General features: G+C 40.8%; 27 protein-coding genes and 2 tRNA genes. 2 read left to right on the top strand and 27 right to left on the bottom strand.

All coding sequences use genetic code 11. The features are described 5' to 3' along the window. Window positions 1–25: 25 nt before the first annotated feature. Genes dprA through BQ7400_RS01350 form a run of 6 tightly spaced genes read right to left on the bottom strand, consistent with a single transcriptional unit; the run spans window position 26 to window position 5286 of the window. The gene (dprA, locus tag BQ7400_RS01375) at window positions 26–1108 is read right to left on the bottom strand and encodes a DNA-processing protein DprA (RefSeq protein WP_072469202.1); all 1083 of its coding nucleotides are present in this window, start codon (window positions 1106–1108) and stop codon (window positions 26–28) included. After that, window positions 1105–2634: a YifB family Mg chelatase-like AAA ATPase gene (locus tag BQ7400_RS01370; protein WP_072469201.1), complete on the bottom strand. Its 1530-nt coding sequence runs from the start codon at window positions 2632–2634 to the stop codon at window positions 1105–1107. Before BQ7400_RS01370 ends, dprA begins: the two co-directional genes overlap by 4 nt. 9 nt (window positions 2635–2643) lie before the next feature. After that, window positions 2644–2994, bottom strand: a complete 351-nt coding sequence (locus BQ7400_RS01365) for a YraN family protein (protein WP_072469200.1) — start codon at window positions 2992–2994, stop codon at window positions 2644–2646. After that, window positions 2981–3607 (bottom strand): ribonuclease HII, encoded by a 627-nt coding sequence (locus tag BQ7400_RS01360; RefSeq protein WP_072469199.1) that lies wholly within the window; start codon window positions 3605–3607, stop codon window positions 2981–2983. The genes BQ7400_RS01365 and BQ7400_RS01360 overlap by 14 nt, the downstream gene beginning before the upstream one ends. After that, window positions 3594–4448, bottom strand: coding sequence for a ribosome biogenesis GTPase YlqF (gene ylqF, locus BQ7400_RS01355; RefSeq protein WP_034438618.1), 855 nt, complete (start codon window positions 4446–4448; stop codon window positions 3594–3596). Before ylqF ends, BQ7400_RS01360 begins: the two co-directional genes overlap by 14 nt. Beyond that, complete coding sequence (locus BQ7400_RS01350; RefSeq protein WP_072469198.1) at window positions 4438–5286, bottom strand: Cof-type HAD-IIB family hydrolase; 849 nt, start codon at window positions 5284–5286, stop codon at window positions 4438–4440. Before BQ7400_RS01350 ends, ylqF begins: the two co-directional genes overlap by 11 nt. A 352-nt stretch (window positions 5287–5638) precedes the next feature. Here BQ7400_RS01350 and BQ7400_RS01345 point away from each other — a divergent pair, with 352 nt between their 5' ends. Then, window positions 5639–6793: an ISL3 family transposase gene (locus tag BQ7400_RS01345; RefSeq protein ID WP_165478613.1), complete on the top strand. Its 1155-nt coding sequence runs from the start codon at window positions 5639–5641 to the stop codon at window positions 6791–6793. A gap of 134 nt (window positions 6794–6927) precedes the next feature. On the opposite strand, the gene BQ7400_RS01340 is transcribed toward BQ7400_RS01345, so the two are convergent. From BQ7400_RS01340 to BQ7400_RS01325, 4 genes are read right to left on the bottom strand one after another with little or no spacing between them, the layout of a single operon-like run. Next, window positions 6928–7743 carry a TPM domain-containing protein gene (locus BQ7400_RS01340; protein ID WP_072469196.1) on the bottom strand — a complete coding sequence of 272 codons (816 nt, stop codon included), beginning with the start codon at window positions 7741–7743 and terminating at the stop codon, window positions 6928–6930. Then, window positions 7744–8304, bottom strand: a complete 561-nt coding sequence (locus BQ7400_RS01335; protein WP_072469195.1) for a LemA family protein — start codon at window positions 8302–8304, stop codon at window positions 7744–7746. 8 nt (window positions 8305–8312) lie between these two features. Beyond that, window positions 8313–9476: a tRNA uracil 4-sulfurtransferase ThiI gene (gene thiI, locus BQ7400_RS01330; protein WP_072469194.1), complete on the bottom strand. Its 1164-nt coding sequence runs from the start codon at window positions 9474–9476 to the stop codon at window positions 8313–8315. Next, a complete protein-coding gene (locus tag BQ7400_RS01325) occupies window positions 9476–10612 on the bottom strand; it encodes a cysteine desulfurase family protein (protein ID WP_072469193.1) in 1137 nt (378 codons plus the stop codon). The genes thiI and BQ7400_RS01325 overlap by 1 nt, the downstream gene beginning before the upstream one ends. A gap of 61 nt (window positions 10613–10673) precedes the next feature. Between BQ7400_RS01325 and BQ7400_RS01320 the strand changes: the two genes are divergently transcribed. Then, window positions 10674–11525, top strand: coding sequence for a ribonuclease H-like domain-containing protein (locus tag BQ7400_RS01320; protein WP_072469192.1), 852 nt, complete (start codon window positions 10674–10676; stop codon window positions 11523–11525). Window positions 11526–11541: 16 nt separating this feature from the next. On the opposite strand, the gene BQ7400_RS01315 is transcribed toward BQ7400_RS01320, so the two are convergent. The 17 genes from BQ7400_RS01315 to rpmF all read right to left on the bottom strand — a co-directional run bounded on the left by BQ7400_RS01315 (window position 11542) and on the right by rpmF (window position 25264). Next, window positions 11542–11618: transfer RNA gene (locus BQ7400_RS01315), tRNA-Ile, on the bottom strand. Between the two features lies 1 nt (window position 11619). Continuing rightward, window positions 11620–11693 (bottom strand) — tRNA-Gly (locus BQ7400_RS01310). An 81-nt stretch (window positions 11694–11774) separates the two neighbouring features. After that, a complete protein-coding gene (rplS, locus tag BQ7400_RS01305; protein WP_034440023.1) occupies window positions 11775–12119 on the bottom strand; it encodes a 50S ribosomal protein L19 in 345 nt (114 codons plus the stop codon). Further along, on the bottom strand, window positions 12119–12862 hold the full coding sequence (trmD, locus tag BQ7400_RS01300) for a tRNA (guanosine(37)-N1)-methyltransferase TrmD (protein WP_072469191.1): 744 nt from the start codon (window positions 12860–12862) through the stop codon (window positions 12119–12121). The genes rplS and trmD overlap by 1 nt, the downstream gene beginning before the upstream one ends. Beyond that, window positions 12859–13359: a ribosome maturation factor RimM gene (gene rimM / locus BQ7400_RS01295; protein ID WP_072469190.1), complete on the bottom strand. Its 501-nt coding sequence runs from the start codon at window positions 13357–13359 to the stop codon at window positions 12859–12861. The genes trmD and rimM overlap by 4 nt, the downstream gene beginning before the upstream one ends. After that, a complete protein-coding gene (locus tag BQ7400_RS01290; RefSeq protein WP_034440029.1) occupies window positions 13352–13588 on the bottom strand; it encodes a KH domain-containing protein in 237 nt (78 codons plus the stop codon). Before BQ7400_RS01290 ends, rimM begins: the two co-directional genes overlap by 8 nt. A gap of 11 nt (window positions 13589–13599) precedes the next feature. Next, window positions 13600–13890, bottom strand: a complete 291-nt coding sequence (gene rpsP / locus BQ7400_RS01285) for a 30S ribosomal protein S16 (protein WP_034440031.1) — start codon at window positions 13888–13890, stop codon at window positions 13600–13602. A gap of 55 nt (window positions 13891–13945) precedes the next feature. After that, entirely contained in the window at window positions 13946–15292 is a 1347-nt protein-coding gene (gene ffh / locus BQ7400_RS01280) for a signal recognition particle protein (protein WP_072469189.1), read from the bottom strand. After that, window positions 15282–15629 carry a sigma factor-like helix-turn-helix DNA-binding protein gene (locus tag BQ7400_RS01275; RefSeq protein WP_072469188.1) on the bottom strand — a complete coding sequence of 116 codons (348 nt, stop codon included), beginning with the start codon at window positions 15627–15629 and terminating at the stop codon, window positions 15282–15284. Before BQ7400_RS01275 ends, ffh begins: the two co-directional genes overlap by 11 nt. A 98-nt stretch (window positions 15630–15727) precedes the next feature. Beyond that, entirely contained in the window at window positions 15728–16900 is a 1173-nt protein-coding gene (alr, locus tag BQ7400_RS01270; protein WP_083553229.1) for an alanine racemase, read from the bottom strand. An 80-nt stretch (window positions 16901–16980) separates the two neighbouring features. After that, window positions 16981–18432, bottom strand: a complete 1452-nt coding sequence (gene ftsY, locus BQ7400_RS01265; protein ID WP_072469186.1) for a signal recognition particle-docking protein FtsY — start codon at window positions 18430–18432, stop codon at window positions 16981–16983. 14 nt (window positions 18433–18446) lie between these two features. Continuing rightward, a complete protein-coding gene (gene smc / locus BQ7400_RS01260; RefSeq protein WP_072469185.1) occupies window positions 18447–21977 on the bottom strand; it encodes a chromosome segregation protein SMC in 3531 nt (1176 codons plus the stop codon). Further along, a complete protein-coding gene (locus BQ7400_RS01255; RefSeq protein ID WP_072469184.1) occupies window positions 21958–22989 on the bottom strand; it encodes an elongator complex protein 3 in 1032 nt (343 codons plus the stop codon). Before BQ7400_RS01255 ends, smc begins: the two co-directional genes overlap by 20 nt. Beyond that, the gene (gene rnc, locus BQ7400_RS01250; RefSeq protein WP_072469183.1) at window positions 22976–23677 is read right to left on the bottom strand and encodes a ribonuclease III; all 702 of its coding nucleotides are present in this window, start codon (window positions 23675–23677) and stop codon (window positions 22976–22978) included. The genes BQ7400_RS01255 and rnc overlap by 14 nt, the downstream gene beginning before the upstream one ends. Continuing rightward, window positions 23670–23903, bottom strand: coding sequence for an acyl carrier protein (locus BQ7400_RS01245; protein WP_072469182.1), 234 nt, complete (start codon window positions 23901–23903; stop codon window positions 23670–23672). The genes rnc and BQ7400_RS01245 overlap by 8 nt, the downstream gene beginning before the upstream one ends. Window positions 23904–23918: 15 nt before the next feature. Continuing rightward, a complete protein-coding gene (plsX, locus tag BQ7400_RS01240) occupies window positions 23919–24881 on the bottom strand; it encodes a phosphate acyltransferase PlsX (RefSeq protein WP_072469181.1) in 963 nt (320 codons plus the stop codon). A 200-nt stretch (window positions 24882–25081) separates the two neighbouring features. Beyond that, window positions 25082–25264: a 50S ribosomal protein L32 gene (gene rpmF / locus BQ7400_RS01235; protein WP_072469180.1), complete on the bottom strand. Its 183-nt coding sequence runs from the start codon at window positions 25262–25264 to the stop codon at window positions 25082–25084. Between the last annotated feature and the right edge of the window lie 3 nt (window positions 25265–25267).

The following is a 25267-nucleotide window of genomic DNA, read 5'->3' as shown; positions in this document are numbered from 1 at the left end:
CTGTTAGATTTTATGCTCCAGCGCCTTAATCAATTTGAACGCCTGCACATAGGACAAATTGATCCGTTCCTTGAGACTGGATAATTCCCTTCATCTCTAACAAGGTAAGAATCATATTTACTGTTGCAATTTTATGTCCAGTTTTTAAACATATCAAGTTTGCTGTATTCATGCCCTGGGCTATCCATTGCAAGTATAGTCTTTCATCTTCATCAATATCCAAGTCAACAGCTTGTCTCGTCTTCTTTTTAAAGATAAAATCCAGGTCTTCTTGCTTGGTATATATCAAGGCACCATCTCTGATTAAAAGATTTGTTCCCTGGCTGTAGGGAGAGTTAATATTTCCTGGAACGGCAAAAATGTCCTTGCCCTGTTCTGCTGCATACCGGGCCGTAATCAAGGACCCTGACTTTTCTTTTGCTTCAATGACAATGACGCATTGGCTCAAAGCTGAAATAATTCGATTCCTCAGGGGAAAATGATGTGGAAGGGCTTGGGATCCCGGAGGATACTCTGTTATAATAGCCCCTTCTTCCACCAGCTTATAGTATAAATCCTTGTTTCTGGTGGGATAAATAACATCCACCCCAGTTCCTAAAACGCCAATAGATCGTCCTCCTTGGTCCAGACAGGCCCATTGAGAAATGGCATCAATGCCTAAAGCCATCCCACTTACAACTGCCACATCCCGATCCACTAACCCACGAGAGATATCCTGGGCTACAGCCTTGCCATAGGCTGTATGAGATCTGGCTCCTACAATACCACAACGCTCTTTTTCCAAAACACGCCTTAGGTCTCCTCTAATATATAAGACTACTGGTGGATTTTCAATATAGTTAAATTCATCAGGATAGTCCTCATCCTGGTCCACCGAGACTTGGAATTTCAAACGGTTCATATCCTCTCTAAGCTTGGCCAGCAAGGCCTCTTCATCTGCATTTTTTATCTTCTGAACCAGATTGGGCCCTAGATTCTTTTTGACTTGCTCTAGAAAAAGCTCCTTATTTTGAAAATAGCTAGGTAGGTCCTCCTCGATTTTATGGATTTGCTCGGCAGTAAATCCCAAAAGAGAAAGGGCTATCTTTCCTTCTCTGACTGTTTTCATCTACTCCCCCAATATTTTGATTCCACGCTTCGATAGCGAATGGCTTCCAATAAATGGTCTTGCTTTATATTTTCTGACCCACTAAGGTCAGCAATGGTCCTAGCAACCTTTAAAATCTTATGGTAGCTTCGGGCGGAAAAATGATATTTTTTAAAGGCCATCTCGATTATTTTTTCACTATCCCGGTCAATCTTACAGTATTTTTTTATTTCTCTATCCTTAATATTGGCATTGCAGAAATAATTAGACTCTTTAAATCGTTCAATTTGACGGTTTCTTGCTCCAATGACCCTCTTGCGAATTTCTTCACTGGTTTCTTCCTTTATATCCGCTGAAATATCCTTAAATTTAACCGGCGACAATTCTACGTGGATATCAATTCGGTCCAAAAGGGGATGGCTGATTTTTCCCAGGTATCTTTGTATGCTCTGGGTGGAGCATTGGCAAGGTTCAGTAGGGTGGCCATAATAACCACATGGGCAAGGGTTCATAGATCCTACAAACATGAAGTTTGCAGGGTAAGTAAGGGAAGCTTGTGCTCTGGCTATATGAATAGAGTGATCTTCCATGGGTTGGCGTAAAACTTCCAGGACATTTCTAGAAAATTCAGCCAATTCATCCAGGTAGAGGACTCCATTATGGGCCAAGGATACTTCCCCCGGTTTTGGAATCCGTCCTCCTCCTATCAAGGAAACAGAAGAACTGGTGTGGTGGGGAGACCGAAAGGGCCGCTCTTTAATTAAATTTTCGTCCTTTAAAAGTCCCGCTACACTATATATTTTTGTCACTTCTATGGACTCTTCAAAGGTTAAAGGAGGAAGGATGGTTGATAGCCTTTTTGCCGCCATGCTCTTTCCACAACCAGGAGACCCAATCATTAATAGATTGTGTCCGCCAGCAGCCGCAATTTCCATGGCTCTCTTTAATAGGTGTTGACCCCTAATTTCAGAAAAGTCTACATCATAACGTTTACTTGACTCTTGAAAAATTTCTGCAGCTTGGGGCTTAATTTCCCTTTCCCCATTAATAAACTCCACCACTTCCACTAGTGAATTTACTGGATAAATTTCCATATCAGAAATAGCTGCACATTCTTTCCGATTCTTATAGGGGACGATGACTTTTCGATAGCCCTTTTCCCTTAAAGAGATAATCATAGGTAGGGCCCCTTCTATGGCCGTTACCTGGCCATCCAGGTTGACCTCACCTATGTATATGTAGTCTTCAATCTTATCTTCTGCCACTTCTCCATTGGCAGCCAAGATTGCAATGCAAATAGCGAGATCCATTTGCGTTCCATCTTTTTTTAGACTGGCAGGGCTTAAGTTGATGGTAATTCGCTTCAAAGGAAAATCTAATTGACTGTTTTTAATTGCCGCCCTGGCTCTTTCAGACGACTCCTTAATTGCTGCATCCGGAAGCCCTACAATATTTATTTTGGGTAATCCTCTAGATAAATCACATTCAACCTGAACGATATGTCCTTCAAGACCTTCTAATGTACATGTCTTAATTCTCGAATACATCTTGCCCTCCTACCAAAAAGCATCAATAAAATGATTGCACTGTTTTTCCCTATAGGGATAAACTTCTATGACATCAAACCGGCATTCTAAAAAGCGATTCCCTTCTTCTTGTAAAAATAAAAGAGTTGTATCTTTAATCTTTCTTTGCTTGGATTCGTGAACCGCCTCAAAGGCATGCCCATAACGGTCATTTTTTCGAGTTTTTACCTCTACAACCACCAGGGTGATTCCATCCAAGGCAATAATATCCAACTCTCCAATGGAATTTTTATAATTTCTGCGTAAAATTTTATAGCCTAGATTGCTAAGATAATTGGCGGCAATTTCTTCGCCCCTGGCCCCAAAACTAATGTGGTTCATTGGACAAAATCTTCCTTAAAAAAGTCTTCCTGTGCATAGGACTGGGGCCCAGCGCCTTAATGGCTCCCCTGTGCAAAGAAGTTGCATATCCCTTGTGTTTTTCAATGCCATAGCCGGGATAATCCTTGCTCCATCCGATACAAAGGCGGTCTCGATAAACCTTGGCAACAATAGAGGCACAGGAGATACTATAACTTAGGTCATCCCCATGGATAATGGCTTTTTGCTCTATATCTGAATCAATATTTTCTGCATCAATCAAGGCCAAGTCCGGTTTAAAGACTTGTCCCTCTTGGTCTCTTAAGTTTTCTAGAGCCCTTTTCATGGCCAGCCTGCTGGCCTGCTTGATATTGATTTCATCAATAACTTTTGCATCCACCCGACCAATGCCTAGGGCCTTACATTCCTTTAAAATTTCTTCATAGAGGGTTTCTCTGCGTTTTTCCGATAATTTTTTTGAATCTTTGACCCCAAGGATAGAAGATTCCTTGGGCATAACTATGGCACAGGCTACCACATCACCAAATAAGCAGCCTCGACCCACTTCGTCAATCCCTACAATAGACCCATAACCCTCTTTATAATAAACTCCATCAAATTCACAGCCATTCATGTGCATCCTCCAAGGTAATTCGTCCTAGTCGCCCCTTGCGAAAATCATCAAATAAAAGATTGGATACTTTTTCATAATCCACATAGCCACCCTTCATGATGGCTCCTCTTTTTTCCCCAATTTCATCTAAAATCTCCAAGGGAGCCTGGTCTGTCCGGACCCCATACCTGCCTTCAAGAATTTTTGGATCAAGATTTAAAATCTCCTGAATAAAGTGGAGAGACAGGGTTTCTAAATCCAATAGTTCATCCTTGATAGACCCTACATAAGCCAAGTGCTTGGCCACCCTTTCACTTTCAAATTTGGGCCACAAGACTCCAGGCGTATCCAATAGGTCAATCCCGTCCCCTAACCGGATCCATTGGTTAGTCTTAGTAATCCCAGGCCTATTGCCAATCCGTGCACTTTTCTTGCCAATGTAGGAATTAATAAAGGTTGACTTCCCAACATTGGGAATCCCAATAACCATGGCCCTTAGGGAGTGGTTTTTTAAGCCTCTTTTCTCCTTTTTCTCCAACAAGTCTTGGTTGAGTTTGTAGGCCTCCTGCTTCAGAAGCTGCTTCATCTTGCTGTCTTTGCTGTTATACAAAATTGCCCGAGTATTCCTTTCTCCATTAAGGCGGTCTAGCCAGTCCTGGTTCATCTTAGGATCTGCAAGGTCACTTTTATTGATTAAGACTAGGCGGTTTTTATCTGGCAATAAGTCTGATAGTTTAGGGTTTTGAGAACTAAAGGGAATTCTTGCATCCAACATTTCAATCATAAAGTCAATCATATTTGCCTTGGTTGACAAGTCATCCATGGTTTTTTTCATATGTCCGGGAAACCAGTTAATATTCATGGCAAAACCCTCCTTTTAAATATTTTTCAATGGCTTGGGTGGCACCACAGTGGTTGTTGTCATAATCACTAACAAAATCTGCAATAGATTTTACACTGGCCGGTCCATTGGCCATAGCAATCCCCACTCTTGCATTTTGAATCAAGACAAGGTCATTTACATCGTCTCCAATAGTAATCATGTCACAAGGCCCCTTGTGGAGCCTTTGAGCCATAATTTGTGCTCCAAAAAATTTATTGACTTGGTGGGGCATAATTTCCAAAATTCCCACATGTTGATCTAAATTTCTAAGAATATGCATGGACAGAGAATTCGGATAGTGTTCTTGCAGTTTCTCTTGAAAGTCCTCCAAAATGTCATCTCGACCAAAATAAATTGTCGATAAAACCTCCTCATCTTTTAGGTCCAAGTAGTTGTCTATCTTTAAAACCCGAATAGGTTCATCCTCTAAATAGTCTAACAGATCTGAATTGAAATTCTTAGCATGATAGACCATGTCATAGGCCTTATGAAAACCATCAATATGAAAGACGGGGCAGACAGGAAAATCCCTGCTTGTTTCTATAATTTTTTCAATAAGGTTCATATCCAAAGCCTTCCGGAAAATAAGACGGTCGTCCTGGTCTCGGATTACCGCCCCGTTATTGGCTATAATTGGCATCTTGATTCCATAGCGGTTCAAAATTTCCCGGGCACTAAAATACCGCCGTCCAGTTGCAACGGCTAAATGGTGCCCCTCTTGAATAAAACAGCCCAGTCTTTCAATATCCTCTTGGCCAATTTTTTTATCATCTGTTAATAAAGTTCCATCTAAATCAAATAAAATGAACTTGCCCACCCTATCACCTATACATTTACAAAAGAATACTTCTCTTAGGACGCTTGTAAATCACTCATATTTTATCATTTATCCTAGAATCGGTCAACGAAAGGCAAGTTATAAGTGTTTTCCCTCTACTATAGTCTTGTCTTTCCCTATTCTAGTAAAAATCAATTTAAATACCTGTTGTAACTCCTTCTTACAATTCTCTACAAAAAAAGGTTCTATAATAAATGTTGGGGTCCCCCTAGACTCCAACATTTATTTTTTGCCATAAAAAATGCACTTATCTCTTTTTTCCTTTACAATAAAGTTACCACAACAAAATGAAAGGGTGAGATAAGTGCAAAACTATACTAACACAAATCTATTGAATTTAAAAGGTGTCTCTATTGACGAGGTGGTCTCTTTTGATGATCACATTGATGTAAAACTCCATTCTTTATACAAGGAGGGACTTTGTCCTGTTTGTGGGCATAAGACCTCTCGCATCCATGATTATCGTCTGCAAAGGATCCAACATACGCCCATTGGCTTGCGGAAGGTCTTTCTTTTTCTTCGGAAGAAGCGCTTTGTTTGTCCTCATTGTCAGAAGCGTTTTTATGAGTCTTTGGATTTCTTAGCTCCCTATTCTAGACGGACTAAGGATCTCCACTTCTTTATCCAAGACCAATTAAAACAGGTCCGGTCTTTATCTTCTATTGCCAAGGACTTGGGTTTATCTTCCTCTTGTCTCACAAGCTATCTAAAGTTGGCTCCAAGGAGGCGGCCAAATCTTCCTCGGGTCTTAAGTATGGATGAGTTTAAGGGAAATGCTGGTGGGGATAAATACCAATGTATTTTAGTGGATCCAATCCATCACCAGGTACTGGATATTTTACCCTCTCGACGAAAGAAGGCTTTAATGGACTACTTTTCTTCTTTTCCCAAGGAAGAACGAAGAAGGGTGAAGTATGTGGTTATGGATATGAGTCATCTTTTCTACGCCGTCTTAAAGGAATTCTTCCCTCAGGCAACCTTCATTGCGGATAAGTTTCATTTTGCCAGACAAGTCTTTTGGGCCTTAGAGAATGTCCGCAAGACACGACAAAAGACAAGGGATGCAAAGTATCGTCTCTACTTTAAACGGTCCAAGTCCATCCTACGGAAAAAAGGCAGTCGGCTAAGCCCCGAAGAAAAAGAAAAATTGGAGCTAATGCTTTGGCAAGACAAGGAAATCAAAGAAGCTTATCTTTTAAAAGAACGCTTTTATGACGTCTTAGATGCCTCCAGCAAAGAAGAAGCAAGACAGGCCTTAGACAAGTGGCTGTGGGTTGCTAAAGAAAGTGGATTAAAGGAATTTAAAGCCAGTATTCGGGCCTATGAAAACTGGAAAGAAGAAATCCTAAACGCCTTTTCCACAGGCATCACCAATGGACAAACAGAAGGCTTTAACAACAAAATCAAAGTGATTAAACGGGTTTCCTATGGGTATCGGAATTTTGAGAACTTTAAGAGTCGCATTTTAATGGTCTTTCGAGCATAAGAAAGGGGCGAGAATGAATCTCACCCCAACATTTGACAAAGAGCCAAAAAGAAGCCCCTTATGAACTAACCTCCATTCGTTGGTTTTTAAGTCCAACTTTTGAGGGTCAGTTCATTAAGAGCTTCTCTTCTATTTTACCATCCTCCGCTGGCTCCACCGCCACCGGAAGATCCTCCACCTCCGGACCAGCCACCACCGCCGGATGACCAACCGCCTCCGGAAGATCCTCCACCGGGCCAACCGCCGGATCCACCACTAAACCAGCCTCCGCCAGGGAAGAAGAATCCTCCACCAAAGCTTCTTCTCCTTCGGCCACCTCTTGGGCCGGAAAAGAGAATAATTAAGATAACCAGGATAAAAATAATTCTAAAATTTACAGAGCTTCCGCTGTTTTCTTCCTCTTCAACCTCTGTATTTAAATCTTCCTGGTCCAAATTTTGAATGGAGTCCTTATCAAAGCCAACTTCATCGCTTACTTTTGAAAAAATATGGGTATAGGCCTTTAGAATCCCTCCATTATAATCTTGGTCTTGAAAAGAAGGGGCCATTTCATTAATGATTCGCTTGCAAACCATATCTGGCAAGGCTCCTTCCAAGCCATAGCCTGTTTCAATACGAATTTTGTGGTCGTCAAAAGCAATTAATAGCAAAACCCCTTGGTCTTGACGGTTCCCTATCTTCCATTTTTGAAAGAGTTCCTGGCTATAGTCCTCTATGGGAAGTCCTTGCAGGTCCTTAACGATAGCCACAACAATTTGTGCCTTAGTTGCCCGGTCAAGTTCCTTGGCCGATGCAATGATTTTATTTTTTGTACTTGCATCTAAGAGACCCACCTCATCATAGACATAGCCTTCATAGGATGGGTCTGGAAGGGATTGGGCGGCAAATACAAGCCCTTGCAAAGAAAAGAGGAGTAAAATTGTGATTACAAGGGCCCTTAGCCTCTTCATCTAAAAACTCACTTCCGGGACTTGGGCTTCTGCTTGGGAAATTTCAAAATATTGCTTTTCCTGGAAGCCTAGAAGGGATGCAATGAGCTTGGTTGGAAAACGACGGACATCTTGGTTAAACTCAGACACTTGGTCATTGTACCGCTTACGCTCTACAGCAATCCGATTTTCTGTTCCCGCCAACTCGGCTTGTAGGTCTTGAAAGTTCTTATCGGCCTTTAATTCAGGATAGGCTTCTACAACTACATTGATATTACCCAGGGCCTTATTAAGTTCTGCATTGGCTTTTTCTTGTTCTTCAGGACCCTTGGCTGCACTAACTGAAGATCGAGCCTTGGTAATATCCGTTAAAACTTGAGATTCGTGACCTGCGTAGCCCTTTACTGTATTGACTAAGTTTGGAATCAAATCTGCCCTTCTCTTTAGGACATTTTCAACTTGGGCCCATTGGTGATTAACAGCTTCGTCCTTGGCTACCAAACGATTGTAAGTGGACACGCCTCTTCCTGCCAACAAAACTAGGACAAGAACAAGGATAATAATTGGTAAAGATTTTTTCATACTACCTCCTATGAAATGTGGTATACCTTCATTGATTTTACAGCTTCATTGACCAAACCTTCTACAGCCAATTCCCCCTCTGACTTTCCCATTTGTTCAACTGTAGGCTTTAGGACGGGATGCTTTGGTAAAAAGACAGTGCAACAATCCTCAAAGGGTTGGATAGATGTCTCGTAGGTCCCTATTTCTTCCGAAATCTTAATGATGTCCACCTTGTCCATCCCAATTAAGGGACGGAAAACTAGGCTATGAACAGCATCTTGGGACACCGTCAATCCATGGATAGTTTGACTGGCCACTTGACCTAGATTTTCTCCTGTAATCATGGAGTCATAGCTATAGTCATCACAAATTTTTTGTGCAATCCGCATCATAAATCGACGAGACAGTATGGTCATTTCATCATAAGGACAATTTTTGTTAATTGCTTTTTGAATCTCCAGAAGGTTGATACTATATAGGGTCAAGCGACCTGTATAAGTGGATAAGATTCTAGCCAGTTCCTTTACCTTTTCTTCCCCTCTAGGACTGGTAAAGGGATAGGAGTGGAAGTGAACGGCATCGATTTGTACGCCCCTCTTCCCCATTAAAAACCCGGCTACGGGAGAATCAATACCTCCAGAAAGCAACAAGAGTCCTCTTCCATTTGTACCCATAGGAAGTCCCCCATACGCTTTTATTTTGTCAATATAGAAGTAAACATATTTTTTTACATCACAATATAGGTGAAAATCTGGATGATGGACATCTACAGATAGGCCCTGAATATTTTGCAAGATTGTGGCCCCAAATAACTGGTTCAATTCTGGTGATTTTAAAGCAAATTGCTTATCTGCTCTTGAACTTTCCACCTTAAAAGTCTTAGATGGATGGTCTTTTAAATAGTCCCCCACAAAATCTACCGAGGCTTTTTTCATTGAGTCAAGGTCCTTGTCAACCCGGATACATGGACTGATATAGACGATGCCAAATAAATGCTTTAATTTTTTGACCCTTTCCTGAATTTGATCCTTGTCGGTTTTGATATAAATTTTGCCCATTTCTTGGTAAATCTCTTCAATCGATTCATCTTTTAAGACTCTTGAAATATCTTTTCTTAGCTTATGGACAAAGCTTTGTCTATTTTTCCCTTTTAAAATCAGCTCTCCCAAGCTTAAACTTATATAATACATTAGCACCTTCCTATAATTGCCTGTAAAGTTTCCACGTGTTCTTTAAAGCGGGTTAAAAATACATCCATGTCCTCTTTGGAAAGCTCATCATTCAAGCAAATGCGTATTGTGGCAATAGACTCTGCCGAATCTAGTCCAATGGCTTGATGGATGGGATTTTTCCCCTCTTTTTTATGACTAGAACAAGCACTAGCCGTTGAAAGATATATTTCATCCTGCTCCAGCATATGAAGTAGGACCTCTCCCCTAGTCCCCTCAACTGCTAAAGACAGGATGTAGGGACTGGACTGGTTTAAGTCCCCATGGATGTGGAGTCCTTGAATTTTTTCTTCCAAATTTTCCAGCAGGTAGTTTTTTAAACCCAAAACCTTACTGTAGTTTTCTTCTAGCTGGTCCCGGGCTTCCTTGACTGCTTCGTAAAGGCCAAAAATTCCTGGCACATTTTCTGTTCCAGACCGGAAATTTCCTTCCTGTCCACCACCATAAACCAGGGGGTGAACCTTAATACCATTTCGGATATAAAGACCTCCAATGCCCTTGGGCCCATGGATCTTATGACCAGAAAAGACATAGGAGTCAACTCCCTTTAAGCTCACAGGAATCTTTCCAAAGGCCTGAACCCCATCTAGGTGAAAGTGGATCCCCCTTCCTTCAATAATTTCCAAAACCCGGTCCAGGGGCAAAATATTTCCCAATTCAGAGTTCACATGGGTTAGGGCCAATAGGTCTGCCCCCTGGTCTACTTTTTCCTTTAAGTCCCCCAAATCGATATTTCCCAAGGAATCCACTTTTAGAGTCTTGACTTGAAAGCCTTGATTTTTTAAGTCTTGGATGGGTTCCTTTAAAGAGGCATGTTCCAGGGGAGATGTAAGAATCGTTCCCTGGGGCTTATCTTTGGAAAAACTACGGATAATAGTATTGTTCCCTTCCGTGGCTCCAGAAGTAAAGTAAAGGTTGCCTGAACCATGTAAGAAATCTAAAATTTCCTGACGACAAGATCTTATCTTTTTCTCTATATCAAGACCAAAAGTATGTAGGCTGGATGGGTTCGCATAATCCTCCGTCATGGCCTTTACCATGGCATCTAAGACACTTTTTTTTACCCTTGTCGTTGCACAATTATCTAAATAAATCAAATTACATCTCCTTATTTCATTTCTCCCTTTTTGTGGTACACTTGTTAGAAGGAGGAAGAAAATGACTGCATCCTATTTTAAACTCAAAACAACCGGCATCAACCCAAAAAAAGATATCATCTACCAATGTATTATTTATACCCCTTCTAAAGGGGCCAAAAAACACTTTTTCCTGGAAGACTTTAGCAAAGAATTGCCCTTTTTACAAGAACTGATCCAAAATTTACCTAGTCAAATCAAAAGCTTTCGAGGAAGTCAATTTGATTTGCCTTTTTTGCAAAAAAAATTAGACCAATTTCAGCTTCAAACTCCCTTAATCCAGCAAGAAGACCTATGGCTTAGGCAAAAAAATCTCAGCCCCTTTATAGAATTTCCTGCCCGAACAATTCAAGACTGGCATAGCCACTATACAAAAAAGAAGGTCATGGACTTTAAGGAAGAAAAAAAGCTGATTGAATCCTACTATACACACTTTAATAGCAAGGATAAAACCAAGCTTTTTATGGCCCTTGAAGAGCAAGTCCACTGGCTTCCCCTTTTGGACCAGGACCTGGACAAGTATGAAAGCAGCCTAAACCTAGATGACAATTACCGCTTTCAATCCATTCAATTGTTGGGATCCGATCTCATCTACCAGGGGTACACTCCCCATAAAAATATGGAAATCTATAGGCCCTTGGGAAACCTCCTTGTGAAAGATGGGGGCTTTACACTTGAAATTCCTCTTTCCCAAGGAAGTTTATTTTCCAGTCCATGTTATTATACCTTTGACAAAGACCTAAAGCGGTCCTCCTACGAAGACTTGAACTTACCGGGTGACTTAATCTTAATCTATGCTGAGAAAAAATTTCAAAAGCAAGATCTCTTACAATTAGCAAAAAACCGCCTTAGGAAGTTACTGCTACTTCCCTAGGCAGTTTTTTTATTTCTGGTGGACCTGGGTGGACTCGAACCACCGACCTCACGCTTATCAGGCGTGCGCTCTAACCAGCTGAGCTACAGGTCCCTGGAGCGGGTGAAGAGAATCGAACTCTCGCAACCAGCTTGGAAGGCTGGGGCTCTACCACTGAGCTACACCCGCAAGACTCTAGAGTCATATCTCGGACAAGTGGCATCGCCTCTTAATCCGCTATATGAGTCTTCTAGAGATTGTTTCGTTTGCTTAGAATGTTTTACGTTCGCGAATCTTAGCTGCTTTACCTTGACGCTTGCGTAAATAATATAATTTAGCTCTGCGTACACGTCCTTTACGAACAACTTTGATTTGTTCGATTCTAGGAGAGTGAACTGGAAAAGTACGTTCAACACCTACTCCGTAAGAAATTCTTCTTACAGTGAAAGTTTCTCTAACTCCAGTTCCTTGACGTTTAATAACAGTTCCTTCGAAAACTTGTACCCTTTCACGGCTACCTTCAATGATTCGATAAAATACTTGGACAGTATCACCGGTATTAAATTCAGCAACTTCTCTTTTTTGTGCATCTTCTATGTTCTTAATGATATCCATTAGTTACTTTGACCTCCCTTCTCTAGATCATTTTTTATTTGTCTGTAAACTTTCTCTTCTTTTTCATTTAAGGAAATTTTTTCAAAGATGTCCGGCCTTTTTAACAAGGTTTTTTTCATCCTTTGATAGAGCCGGTAGTCTTCAATTTTTTCATGGTGGCCACTGAGCAAAACCTCAGGCACTTTCAAGCCCCTAAAGTCAGCTGGTCTGGTATATTGGGGAAATTCCAAAAACCCTCCCATATGGGATTCGTCCATATAGCTTTCCTCAGAACTTAAAACTCCATCCAGTAGCCGGCTAATTCCATCAATAATGACTAAACTAGCCATTTCACCACCGCTTAAAACATAGTCTCCGATGGATACTTCTTCATCCACCAATTCATCAATGACTCTTTGGTCGATTCCTTCATAGTGGCCATTTAATAGGATAATGTTCTTTTCTTCTTTCATTGAAAACAACTTTTCCTGGTCCAAAACCCGTCCTTGGGGGGAAAGATAGTAAACCTTTGGCCTATCAGGAAGGCTTGTAATCGCATCAAAAAGAGGTTGTGGCGCCATAACCATTCCTGGTCCACCGCCAAAAGAATAATCATCCACTTTTTTATGCTTGTTGTCCGCAAAGTCTCGAATTTGGACAATATCTAAATCCAAAGCACCCTTTTCTATGGCACGACCAATCATGCTATAGTCCTTCAACCAGGCAAATGCTTCAGGAAATAAGGTTAAAACAGAAATTTTCATTCTTCCATCCCTTCAATCAGATGTACCTGAATAAACTGGTCTTCTTGATTTACTTCCAAGACAAAAGCCTTGACAACGGGAATGTTCCAAACAGTTTTACCATCTGAAACGCGAAAAACATCATTTGCCGCTCCCTTAACCACATCTTTCAGTTGGCCAATTTTTTGCATTTGGTCGTCAAAAACATCAAAGCCAATGAGATCTTCAATAAAGTACTCATTTTCTTTTAAATTCCTACGTTCCTTGCTCTCGATGGAAAGAAGACAATCTTTCACCATCTCAGCCTCTGTCCGTGTGTTTATTTCCCTTAACTTAAGATACAAGATATTTTTTTGTATCCGAGAAGATTCCAAGACAAAAGCCTGGTGGTCTTCTCCCAGATAAAGAACTTGTCCTGGGACAAATTGTTCTAAGTGCTCGGTATAGGGATAAACCTTAATGGTTCCCTTGATGCCATGAGCATTGACCACTTTTCCTAAAACTGTGTACTTACTCATCTTCTACAATTTCTAGAAAAACAGCCTTATTTTCCTTGGTGCTAATAGCCTTTAATACAGTCCGCATGGCATTGGCGATCTTGCCACCGCGACCAATAATGCGTCCCATATCTTTATTATCAACAGATAGCCTAAGTTCGATTCCCTTTTCACTTTCTTCTTGGGTTACAAGAACCTTGTCTGGGAATTCAACAATGGATTTAGCAATGTATTCAATCAACTCTACCATGTCAACCTCCCTTAAGCTTCTTCATTTTCTTTAACTTCAGCTTCTGCCTTAACTTCTTGTCCATAAACGTTATTTGCCTTAAACAAGCGATCTACAGTTGCTGTTGGCTTTGCACCATTTTTAATCCATTTTTGTGCCTTTTCAGCATCTACCTTGACTGTTTTATCTTCAGTTAATGGATTGTAATAACCCAATTCTTCGATAAAACGACCGTCTCTAGGTGCTCTTGAATCCGCTACTACAATACGGTAAAATGGATTTTTCTTTGCGCCCATTCTTCTAAGTCTAATTTTTACTGCCATATTTTCACCTCCATATTAAAACTATAAAATCTATCTTCATAAATTTTAAGCGAGTTTAAAAGGAAAAGGGTAGTTTCATTTTCCGTCTTTTTTTACCCTTTCCAAAATTGCCAAATTGCTTCATCATTTTACGTAAATCTTTAAATTGCTTAATCAAGCGATTGACTTCAACAAGTTGAGTTCCTGATCCTTGGGCAATCCTCTTCCGTCTTGAATTGTCTATAATGTCTGGATTGGCCCGTTCTTTAACAGTCATTGACCGGATGATGGCTTCCATTTGCTTCATGGCTTTTTCGCTGCCACTTTCATCAAAGCCCTTGAGGGCCTGCTTATTTACTCCTGGAATCATGCCCATTAATTCACTGATGGGACCCATCTTTTTCATTTGTTCCAGTTGGTCTAAAAAGTCGTCAAAAGTAAAACTTTGGGACCTTAGCTTTTCTTCCAGTTCTCTGGCCTTTTTTTCATCCACAGAACTTTGGGCCCGTTCAATTAAACTTAAGACATCCCCCATGCCTAGAATTCTTGATGCCATCCGGTCCGGATGGAAGACTTCCAGCTGGTCCATCTTTTCACCCATGGTAATAAATTTAATGGGTTTGTCGGTAACTGCCCTTATGGATAAGGCAGCTCCGCCTCGGGCATCCCCATCCAGCTTGGTTAGGATTACTCCCGTGATGCTTAAGTCTTGGTCAAAATGTTGAGCAACATTTACTGCATCTTGCCCTGTCATGGCATCTAGTACCAGCAAGGTGTCATCCGGATTGGTAGAAGCCTTAATTTCTTTTAATTCTTCCATCAAGCCTTCATCAATATGCAGGCGTCCTGCCGTATCGATAATAACGACATTGTTGCCATTCTTCTTGGCATGTTCCAAGGCTGCCTTGGAAATATCTACCGGAGAGATCTTATCCCCCATTTGGAAAAAGGGAACCTCCACTTGTTGGGAGACAACTTCCAACTGTTTAATTGCTGCAGGACGGTAGACGTCACAGGCAACAATTAGGGGGCGTTTACCTTCTTTTTTTAACTTTTTGGCCAGCTTACCAACAGTTGTTGTTTTCCCAGCCCCTTGCAGGCCGCACATTAAAATGACTGTAGGGCCTTGCTTGGCAAAGTTGAGTTTGACCTCTGAAGTCCCCATTAGGTTTGTCAACTCTTCATTAACGATTTTAATGACTTGTTGGCCAGGAGTAAGACTTTCCATTACTTCACTACCAATGGAGCGTTCTTTCACTGTTTTGACAAAGTTTTTAACAACCTTAAAGTTAACGTCCGCTTCTAAGAGGGCCAGCTTAACTTCACGCATTGCTTCGTCGACATCTTTTTCAGATACCTTACCCTTGCCCTTTAATTTCCCTAAAGTATTTTGTAATTTATCAGACAAATTTTCAAAGACCATCGGACACCTCCTTTAAAAGTTCTTTTGCTTTTGACAAAGACTCCAAGTCTTTTTCTCTTTCAAATTTTTCAATTTGCAGGAGAGCTTCCTGGATTGCCCTACCATGGGCCAGTTTTTTCCCCACTAGCCCCAAGGCTTCTTCAAAAGAGTGTAGTTTTTCTTCTCCTCTTTTTACCTGGTCACTGACTGCTTGTTTAGAAATTGAATGTCTCTCCGCGATTTCATTCAAAGAGAGGTCATAGGAAAAGTATTCTTTCAATACTTGCCTGGTCCGCTCATGCAACAAATTTTCATAACTATCTAAGAGCAAGGCAATTTCAACTGTTCTTTCAAGCATTTCATATCACCACATTTCATGGGGTCAAGTTTTTTTCTTGACCCTTACAATTATATCAAATTAGCCACTTATGTCAAGAATAAATTACAAAAATTTCATCAGCATTTTAAAATAATATCTTCAATTTCTTCTACTTTTTGATTTTTTAAATAGACCCTGGGTAGTCTTTTGCCAAAGTGGGTTAAAAAAGAGGTTGGAATTTCCCCGGCCTTCTTGGCCAGTTCTTCAATACTTATTTCCTCTGTCCCCTGGCGGCCCAATAAGACGACTTCATCATTTACCTTGACGTCCAAACCGGTAACATCCACCATACATTGGTCCATACAGATCCGGCCAATTTGCTTGCACCGTTTCCCTTGAATCAAAACTTCCAACTGGTTACTCAGGTTTCTTGGCAAACCATCTGCATAGCCAATGGGAATTGTGGCTATTTTTGTCCTAGTCTTTGTTTTATAGGTTAAGCCATAGCTCACTCCTTCATGAGCTGGAACTTCCTTGACATAGGCCACTAGAGCCTTAAGGTTGGCAATTAACTTAACAGAGAAATTTTCTCCATAGGGATCTTCTTCTCTAGACCCATATTGTAAAATCCCAGGTCGTACATAGTCCAAGTCATAGGCCCTATGACGAAGAATTGCATGGCTATTGCTTACATGCCGCATGGGGATAGAAATTCCCCTTTTCCCCAATTCCCTATAGACCATTTGGTATTGGTCAAATTGATGTTGGGTGAAGGCATCATCTGTATCTGCTACTGCAAAATGGGTAAAGAGCCCTTCAATTTCAATGTTCTCCAAGCCATTAATTTCTTCAATCTTTTGATAGGTTTCTTGAATTTTTTCTTGATTGGTGGAAAAACCAATCCGGTTCATCCCGGTATCCAGGGCAATGTGAATTTTTGCCTTTTTCCCTACTTCTCCAGCATGATTATTAATTTCTTTAGCCATATCCAGAGTATAGACAGATAGGGTAATTCCCTGGTCAATGGATTCTTTTAGTAAGAAATTCGGAGTAAATCCTAGGACCAAAAGACCGACCTTGGGATATTTTTTTCGTAATTGGATGGCTTCGCTAGTAGTGGCCAGGCCAAAATAATCCACTCCTAAGTCAATGAGGCTTTCAACGATTTTTGCCGCCCCCAAGCAATAGCCATCACTTTTTACAATAGACAGTATCTTGCTTTGGCTTGAAATGTTTTTTTGAATGATTTTAATATTTTCTTCTAGCTGGTCTAGGTTGATTTCTAGCCAGGCTGGTCGAGTTATGTTCATCTTATACTCCTTTATCCAAGGGACTTCCATTCACTTTTTTTCCGAATCATAAAGTTAAAAAGACAGGCCCACCTGTCTTTTTACATTTCTACTTCATCTTCAAAGAGTGCCTCTACAAATTTTTCAGAGTCAAAAACTTGGAGGTCATTTATTTGTTCTCCGACGCCAATAAATTTAATAGGAACATTCAATTCCCTTTGGAGACCTATGACGACTCCGCCCTTGGCTGTCCCATCTAATTTGGTTAAAATAAAGCCGGTTAAATTGGTGGCTTCATTAAAGGTCTTGGCTTGCAAAATAGCATTTTGACCTGTTGTTGCATCCAGGACCAATAAATTTTCTCTTTTGGCCTCGGGATATTCCCTTTCTATAATGCGACTTATTTTTTCCAATTCTTTCATTAAATTTGCCTTATTATGCAGTCTGCCGGCTGTATCTATAATAAGGACATCCGTATTTCTTGCCTTGGCTGCTTGGATGGCGTCATAGGTTACGGCTGCTGGGTCGGCTCCTTCCGAATGGCTGACCACCTCTACATTGGCCCGGGTTCCCCAAGTTTTTACCTGGTCAATAGCTGCTGCCCGGAAAGTATCTGCTGCTGCAATGAGAACATTTTTCCCTTGCCCCTTTAATTGGGCGCTTAACTTACCAATAGTTGTGGTTTTCCCTACACCATTGACTCCCACTACAAGAATAATCATAGGGCTATCCGTTTCCAACTCTACATTTAACTTACATTCGTCCAACAGTTCTTGAATAACCTCTTTTAAGGCAGGATAAATGGCTTGGGGATCTTTAATTTCATCTTCTATAATCTTATCTCTTAACCGGTCAATGGCTTCCATGGTGGTTTCCATGCCCATATCAGAAGAAATTAAGACATCCTCCAAATCATCAATCAAGTCATCATCTATTTTTACATAGACTCCCAAGACTTGGTTGATTTTTTGGCTCATTTGCTTACGCGTTTTTGAAAGGCCGGACTTTAGCTTTTGAAAAAATCCCCCGGTCTCTTCTTTTACTTCTTCTACGACTTCTTCCGCCTCTTCCTCTGGCTTGGAAATTTCTAATGGTTGGTCTTCTATTTTCTCTTCTTCTTGGCGATCTTCTAAAGTCTGATTTCCCTCTTGGGGTTCAAATCCTTCTATTTTTTCATTCACCAGCTGTTCAGTAAATTTTTCTTGGCCCTTGGCTTCCAGATTTAAATGCTCTTCTTCTGGGTCTTCTTGGATTTCCTCATCAAAATCCTTTTCAAGCTCCCTTTCTAGGCCTTCTAGGGAGTCTTCTTCCTCCGATTTGACAACCAGGCCCTCATGGTCTACTTCCAAGTTGTTGTTGACCATTTCTGAATCATCAATGGGGTCTACAGCTTTTTCTAAAAGTGCTTCCTCTAAAGATTTGCCTAAAATAACCCCTTCTTCTTGGCTGAATTCTTCGGTATTATTTTCTTTATCCTCTAATGGGCTACCGGTGGAAAGGTCTTCTTCCTTTTCCTTGGTCCCCTTTAGTTTGTCTTTAATCCACTCAAACATGGCTCCTCCTTATATTAAATATTTTTGAGCTTCATCGGAACAATGGTACTGATTCCTTTTTCTTCCATTGTAACACCATATAAAATATCTGCAATCTCCATGGTGGGTTTCCGGTGCGTAATCATCATGAATTGTGTATCTTCTAAGTTTCGGATATAGTCCACATAGCGGTCGATATTTGCATCGTCCAAGGCTGCGTCAATTTCATCCAAAACGCAGAATGGAGCCGGTCGATATTTTAATAGGGCAAAAATTAAGGCAACTGCCGTAAGGGACCGTTCTCCTCCCGATAAGAGGGAGAGGGATTGGAGCTTTTTACCAGGGGGTTGGGCCTTAATGTCAATACCTGCCTCTAAAACAGGACCTTCCTCTAGGTCAATATTGGCTGTTCCTCCCCGGAAAAGTTGTTTGAAAATTAGGCTAAAGTGTTCCGTAATCTCCTTGAAGCTTTTTAAAAAGACCTGGCGCATTTTTCGGTCTAGGTTTTCAATGACCTGGTCAAGCTCCTCTTTGGCTTCAATTAAGTCACTCTTTTGTTTTTCTTGAAAGTCAATCCGCTCTTTTAAATCTTGGTATTCATCAACGACTCGCTCATTCAAAGGCCCAAATTCTTCGATTTTCTTGTTCAATTTGGAAAGCTCCCTGGCAATGATCTTGGGATTTTCTTGGACCTCCTTCTTAAATAAATCGTCTTTTATTATACCATATCTTTCCACAAATCGATCTTCCAGGTTGCCATATTCCATGGCTAGCTTTTCCAGAGAAAATTCTCTTTTTTGGATTTCTTCTCCCCTTGCTTGCTGGTCTTCCTTCAAGGCTAGAATCTCTTGGTTTAACTTGCTGGCTTTTTGGTTCAAGGCAGATAGGAAATCTTTTTTAGCCTGGAGGGCTTGTTTCTTTAGCTCTAGGTCTTTTGCCCCCAAGCCATAATTTTCATCCCAAGCCAGGAGTTTTTCCTCAACCAGGGCCTGGAGCTTTTCATTCTCTTCCATCCGTTTTTTGGCAGAATCCAGAGATTGGTTTATTTTTTCTTGGTCTGTTAACAACCTCTTGCCCTCATTGGTCTGGAAGTCCATGGTGGACTTAAGAGATGTTGCTTGGAGACGCATTTGCAATAATTTTTCATTTTCTTCTTCTAACTCAAGACTTGCCTGGCTCTTTTCTTTTTGGATTTTTTCCAAGTTCTGGCTTAAATTTAAGCGATTTTGATCTTGCTCTTGGTCTAAGTGACAGGCTTCCAAGTCCGCAATTTTAACTTTTAAATCCGCCTCCATTTGGTCAATTTCATCTTGGTAGCGGTTCTTTTGCTGGCCTTGCAAGTCCATGTTTTGCTGGAAGGAGTAGGCTTTTTGTCTTAAATTTAAAATTTTATCATTGGCTTCAGAAAGTCCTTGGCTCCCCTCCCTATAGCTGGCATCCAATCTGTCTTTTTCTTCCTGTTTTTCCTTTAATAAGGCTTCTTTTTCCCGGAGAGCCTGGTTGATTTCTTGGATAGCTTGATTTTTTTCTTGAATTTTTTTCTTTTGGTTTAGGATTTGAACAGATCCCTTTTGGATGGATCCCCCTGTAATGGACCCCTTGGGATGAAAAAGGTCCCCTTTTAAGCTGATAATTTTTTTCCGGTAGTTCCGGCTTAAAAATAGACCGTCATCATAGGATTCAGCAAATAAAATATCTCCCAGTAACTGGTGGAAGAGGTTTTTTAGAGAATCATCACATGAAATAAAGTCTCTAGCATAGCCAATACTTTCCTTGGGGGCTTTCCCGGAAATCCTATAATCCCCATATCGGTTCAGGGGAAGAAAGGTTACCCGGCCTAGGGCCCTATCCTTTAAAAGTCGAATCATGTCTTTTACCTGGCTATCATTGGCCACTACAATATTTTGTAGGGCATAACCCAGGGCCACCGACATGGCCAACTCGTATTTTTTATCCACTTGGAATAAGTTGGCCAGTGGGCCTAAAATCTGCCCTTGAAAAAGACCTTGGTCTTTGGATATCTTTAAAAAACTTTTTACGGACCGGTTGAAACCATCATAGTGGTCCAGGGTGTTTTGTAAAAAAGCCTGACTCCGTAAAAGTTCATTCCGGTCTAAATCCATTTTTCTTAAACTTTCAGATATTTCCTTGATGGCTTCTTCATTTTTAAGTAAGGCTTGTCTTGTTTTTTCTAAGGCCTGACCTTGGTCCTTGGATTGGACAGTGACTTCTTGGATTTCTTGGTCGGCTTCTTGAATTTGACCTTTTAAGTAGTCCATTTCCTTGTCCATTTGATTGGAGAGACTCTTTAATTTTTCAAGTCTGGCTTGGACTTCGCGGATCATTCCCTCCATGGACTGGATCCTAAGGTCTCTGGACAATTTGGATTGGTTTTCGCTTTCTAAAGAGCCCTTTACCTGATTTTCTTTTTGGACCAGGTTATTTAAGAGAGCCTTTTTCTCATTAACTAGTTTTTTTTGTCCTAGGAGTTTTTCTTCCAGGTCTTTTTCTTCCTGGAGACTCTTTTCTTGGTCTTCTTGGTTTGTTTGTAGATTTTCTTGGTTTTCCAGTAGACTTGCCTGTAAATCGGTTATGTTATTTTTATCAAAATCCAGAGAGGCCTGGATGGACCGTTTTTGATCCTCATAGCGGTCTCTTTTTTCCTCAAAGCGAACCCACTCTTCAATGGCTTCTTGTAATTTTTCTTGGTCTTGGTCCAGGTCTTTTTCTTTTTCCTCTAGCTCTTGACTAATTTCTTGGTAAGACAGAGCCTTGTTTGCCAGGTCTTCTTTAAGCCGGTCCATTTCCCCAGATAGTTCTTGGATGAGCTCTTGGATCTTGCCCTTCCGAGCCTGAAAGTTTTGGTATTCTAAAACAAAAAAATCCTCATCTAAAGATTTTCTTTTCTCATAGACTTCCTTGTAGTCATAATATCTTTTCAGGTCGTCTGACAGGGAAAGTTCTTGCTTTTTTAAGACATTCAAAAGATCCTGGATTCGCTCTAAATTATCCAGGGTTTCTTGTAGTTTTTTAATGGATTCATTTTTTCTCTTTTTAAACTTGGTAATCCCGGCAGCTTCTTCAAAAACCATCCGTCGATCTTCAGGCTTATTGCTTAAAACTGCATCAATCCTCCCTTGACCTATAAAGGAGTAGCCGTCTTTCCCAATTCCAGTATCCATAAAAAGTTCTTGGATATCCTTTAGGCGACAGGTCTCTTGGTTGATGCGATACTCACTTTCCCCAGACCGGTACATCCTCCTTTGAATGGTCACCTCATTATAGGGAATATCCAGCCATTTTGATGTGTTGTCAAAGGTCAGACTGACATCTGCAATGCCCAGGGCCTTTCTTTGATGGGTTCCAGAAAAAATTACGTCGGCCATTTTAGCCCCTCTTAGACTCTTTACCCGCGTTTCTCCCAAGGCCCAGGTGATTGCATCTAAAATATTGCTTTTACCGCTCCCATTAGGACCTACAATGGCCGTAATGGGTTCAGTAAAATTGATTTTTGTCTTTTTTGCGAAGCTCTTAAAGCCTTGCAATTCAATGGATTTTAAATACATTCTCTTCATCTCCAAGATCAATTTCCTGATCTTCTGTCCTTAGGATTATCCGCTTTCCTTCTTGCTTGGTAAATTGAATGGGGCCAAAGTCCTCTTCTAACTTCTTCCGCCCCCAGGCCTTGAGGCCTACTATATTTGCAATCATTCTTTTTGAGGCAAGAATTTCTTCCAATCTATGTACTTCTCGTTTAGCTAAAAAACTGCTAATTTGATCTACAAGAGCCCGACTCTTAACCATTTGTCCCAGAGAAGGATGAAAGGGCCCGGCCAACAAGTCTCCTTGAAAGTTTATCCGGTCTGTGGCTTGCAAGCCAATCCGAATGACATCAATCCCCTCTTTTCTGTATCTTCTATAGGCATAGCTTGCCCATTCAACAGCCTCATCCAAGCTCAAGGGAGTGTAGCTTTTATCTTCATAGAGCCTGGCCAAGGGGGTTTCTTTCAAGACTAAAGTAGGATAAATTCGAACAAAATCCGGCTTGAGCTTACAAATCCTATCTAGGCTCTCTTTAAAAGACTCCCAGTTTTCTCCCGGAAGACCCAGCATTTGCTGGATTCCCAATTCCAGTCCCAAACTCTTAATAACTCCAACAGCCTCAACAACATCCTGGTCCGAATGTCCCCTGAGAGATTGGTCCAAAACTTTAGGATCCATAGACTGGGCTCCTAGTTCAATGGTCCTTAGCCCCCTAGATTTCAAGTCCCCTATATGGTCTCGGTCAATGGCATCCGGCCGTGTACTTAAGCGGATACTGTTAACTTCTTTGCCCAAATAAGCCTGGACTTGATTAAAATAGGAAAATTGTAAGTCCTTGTCCAGGGCCGTAAAACTTCCACCATAAAAGGCCACTTGAAAGTCTGTCATTTCTTGACTTGCCTTTTTGATTTCTTGCCCAGCCAGGTCTGGTGTCATTCCAGAACTTCCAGTAATTTCATTTTGATTGCAATAAACACATTGTTGGGGACAACCCTGAAAACTAATAAATAAGGGGAAAATTTTATATTTGCTCATGGTTTTTCTTCAATCTTTCCAAGGCATCCTTGGCTGCCATTTGTGAAGCTTCCTTTTTTGACCCTCCAAAACCCTGGCCAATAATCTGGTCCCCGTCTTTACAATAAGTGTAAAAAGTACAGTCCCAAGAGGGGCCCTGGGTCTTATAGACCTGGTAGCTGATACTGAGCTTATGGTATTTTTTTTGATAGTGCTCTTGAAGGATCGACTTGTAATTTTTTTGACCCTCAAAAGCATCCTTATCCTGGGAAAGGAGAGAGTGATAAACATGGAGGATAACCTCTCTGGCCTCCTGGTAGCCCGTTTCTAAAAAAACACTGGCAAAAATAGCCTCTACGACATCTCCTCGCATAGACTCAGATACTTGATTTTTGTGGTATTTTTGGGGTCTAAACTTGATGTAAGAATCTAGGTCTAGGTAGAGACCAATGGCATTTAAGGCATGCTCGTCCACATATTGGGCCCTGAGCACTGTCAAGTCTCCCTCGTCCTTTGAAGGATATTTCTGGTAGAGGTATTCGCTGACAACCATGTCCAGGAGGGCATCTCCCAGAAACTCTCTTCGGTCGTAACTCTTCAAGCCCTCTTCTTCATTGGCAAAAGAAGCATGCTGGAAGGCCTCCTCTATACTGGACTTGTTTTTAAATTCATAGTTTAACTTTTTTTCTAGGCTTTCAAACTTATTCATTTAGGTCTTGGGCGTCGATATAGTCAATGACGTCCCCAACAGTAGCAAGATTTTCTAGAACTTCGTCCTCTAATTCCAGGTCAAACTCATCTTCTATAGTCATGACAAGTTCCAAAAGCTCAATAGAATCGACGTTTAGATCATCAACAAAGTTTGTATCTTCATCTAAATCTTCTACCTTTACATTAAACTGTTCAGCGATAATTTCGAGTATACGGTCTTTCATGATTTCCTCCTAAAATTAAAATTCATCCGCTAATTTATGGTCAACAGCCTGGTCAATTTGTTTTAAAGAACTATAAATAGCCTTGGCATTTGAACTGCCATGAGCTTTAAAGACAAGGCCCTTTATCCCCAAAAGAGGTACAGCACCTACATTTTTGTAGTCAAACATGTTTTTTAATTGGACCATCTTTTCTGATAGGGGATTTTTTTCTTGGGCCCCTGAATCTTTTACTAAGAAACTCTTAAAATTCGAAAAGATAAATTCAGCAAATCCTTCCATGCTTTTTAAGAAAATATTCCCCACAAAGCCGTCACAAACAATAACATCTGCATCCGTATTAAAAACATCCCTAGCTTCAATGTTTCCCTTGAAGTTTAAATCGGGATCTTGACTGAGTCGGTCAAAGCTTTCCTTGGTTTGTTTGTTCCCCTTACCCGGTTCCAGGCCGATATTTAAGAGATAGACCTTGGGCTGGTCCACAGAATAAACCTTCCGAACATAGTCTGACCCCATTTTGGCAAAGGAATGGATAACATCTACAGAACAATCCACATTGGCTCCAGCGTCTAAAAGACACACATGTCCCTTGGCTTTAGGGATGGGCACTGGAAGACAGGCTCTTTCAACCCCCTCTTTCCGGCCAATTAAAAAGAGTCCTCCAGCAAGAAGGCCACCGGTGCTTCCCGCACTTAAAACTGCGTCTGCCCTTCCTTCTTTTAATAGGCTCAAGGCCATGACCAAAGATGAATCCTTTTTCTTCCTTAAGGCCCTTGTAGGCTCCTCTGTATTTTCAATATAAGTGTCTGTATGAATAATTTCATAATCCTTAAAAGAATGCTTACTTAATTCTTCCTTTATTTGGTCTTCATTCCCTATAAAAATCGGATAAAAGTCTTTTTCGGCTGCATATAAACTGGCGCCCTCAATCATTACCCCAGGACCTAGGTCAGGACCAAAACAATCTATGATTACTTTCATTTTTCACCTTCAATCTTTCCTTTTATTACTAAAGATAGTTTATCTTAACTAAGGGGACTTTGCAATAAATAAGAAGACTTCTTTCTAAAGATTCCAAAAAAAATACGAGCAGGCAACTCATGAAAAGACCCTTCCTTCTCTATAAGTTCCTTGCTCGTAGTTTTACATCTACCTCAAGTCAAATGACTCTCGTCAAATCCTTAGTCTTCCATAGAAATAACTTCTTTGCCATCATAATAGCCACATTTAGGACAAATACGATGTGGTTGTTTGCTTTCATGGCAATTTGGACATTCAACAACTGTTGTCTTAGGTAGTTGGTAAGATGAAGCACGACGTTTATTTCGACGTTGCTTAGACGTTTTTCTCTTAGGTACTGCCATTTC

It is taken from the genome of Urinicoccus massiliensis (assembly GCF_900120405.1).
Lineage (GTDB): Bacteria > Bacillota > Clostridia > Tissierellales > Peptoniphilaceae > Urinicoccus > Urinicoccus massiliensis.
The sequence above is the reverse complement of the archived record's forward strand: the minus strand, read 5'-3'. Positions and strand labels throughout refer to the sequence as shown.

Bases quoted from the DNA above. Each gene is read 5' to 3' on its own strand.
- dprA (WP_072469202.1), bottom strand. From the start codon at position 1,108: ATGAAAACAGTCAGAGAAGGAAAGATAGCCCTTTCTCTTTTGGGATTT.
- BQ7400_RS01370 (WP_072469201.1), bottom strand. From the start codon at position 2,634: ATGTATTCGAGAATTAAGACATGTACATTAGAAGGTCTTGAAGGACAT.
- BQ7400_RS01365 (WP_072469200.1), bottom strand. From the start codon at position 2,994: ATGAACCACATTAGTTTTGGGGCCAGGGGCGAAGAAATTGCCGCCAAT.
- BQ7400_RS01360 (WP_072469199.1), bottom strand. From the start codon at position 3,607: ATGAATGGCTGTGAATTTGATGGAGTTTATTATAAAGAGGGTTATGGG.
- ylqF (WP_034438618.1), bottom strand. From the start codon at position 4,448: ATGAATATTAACTGGTTTCCCGGACATATGAAAAAAACCATGGATGAC.
- BQ7400_RS01340 (WP_072469196.1), bottom strand. From the start codon at position 7,743: ATGAAGAGGCTAAGGGCCCTTGTAATCACAATTTTACTCCTCTTTTCT.
- BQ7400_RS01335 (WP_072469195.1), bottom strand. From the start codon at position 8,304: ATGAAAAAATCTTTACCAATTATTATCCTTGTTCTTGTCCTAGTTTTG.
- thiI (WP_072469194.1), bottom strand. From the start codon at position 9,476: ATGTATTATATAAGTTTAAGCTTGGGAGAGCTGATTTTAAAAGGGAAA.
- BQ7400_RS01320 (WP_072469192.1), top strand. From the start codon at position 10,674: ATGACTGCATCCTATTTTAAACTCAAAACAACCGGCATCAACCCAAAA.
- rplS (WP_034440023.1), bottom strand. From the start codon at position 12,119: ATGGATATCATTAAGAACATAGAAGATGCACAAAAAAGAGAAGTTGCT.
- trmD (WP_072469191.1), bottom strand. From the start codon at position 12,862: ATGAAAATTTCTGTTTTAACCTTATTTCCTGAAGCATTTGCCTGGTTG.
- rimM (WP_072469190.1), bottom strand. From the start codon at position 13,359: ATGAGTAAGTACACAGTTTTAGGAAAAGTGGTCAATGCTCATGGCATC.
- BQ7400_RS01290 (WP_034440029.1), bottom strand. From the start codon at position 13,588: ATGGTAGAGTTGATTGAATACATTGCTAAATCCATTGTTGAATTCCCA.
- rpsP (WP_034440031.1), bottom strand. From the start codon at position 13,890: ATGGCAGTAAAAATTAGACTTAGAAGAATGGGCGCAAAGAAAAATCCA.
- ffh (WP_072469189.1), bottom strand. From the start codon at position 15,292: ATGGTCTTTGAAAATTTGTCTGATAAATTACAAAATACTTTAGGGAAA.
- BQ7400_RS01275 (WP_072469188.1), bottom strand. From the start codon at position 15,629: ATGCTTGAAAGAACAGTTGAAATTGCCTTGCTCTTAGATAGTTATGAA.
- alr (WP_083553229.1), bottom strand. From the start codon at position 16,900: ATGAACATAACTCGACCAGCCTGGCTAGAAATCAACCTAGACCAGCTA.
- ftsY (WP_072469186.1), bottom strand. From the start codon at position 18,432: ATGTTTGAGTGGATTAAAGACAAACTAAAGGGGACCAAGGAAAAGGAA.
- smc (WP_072469185.1), bottom strand. From the start codon at position 21,977: ATGTATTTAAAATCCATTGAATTGCAAGGCTTTAAGAGCTTCGCAAAA.
- BQ7400_RS01255 (WP_072469184.1), bottom strand. From the start codon at position 22,989: ATGAGCAAATATAAAATTTTCCCCTTATTTATTAGTTTTCAGGGTTGT.
- rnc (WP_072469183.1), bottom strand. From the start codon at position 23,677: ATGAATAAGTTTGAAAGCCTAGAAAAAAAGTTAAACTATGAATTTAAA.
- BQ7400_RS01245 (WP_072469182.1), bottom strand. From the start codon at position 23,903: ATGAAAGACCGTATACTCGAAATTATCGCTGAACAGTTTAATGTAAAG.
- plsX (WP_072469181.1), bottom strand. From the start codon at position 24,881: ATGAAAGTAATCATAGATTGTTTTGGTCCTGACCTAGGTCCTGGGGTA.
- rpmF (WP_072469180.1), bottom strand. From the start codon at position 25,264: ATGGCAGTACCTAAGAGAAAAACGTCTAAGCAACGTCGAAATAAACGT.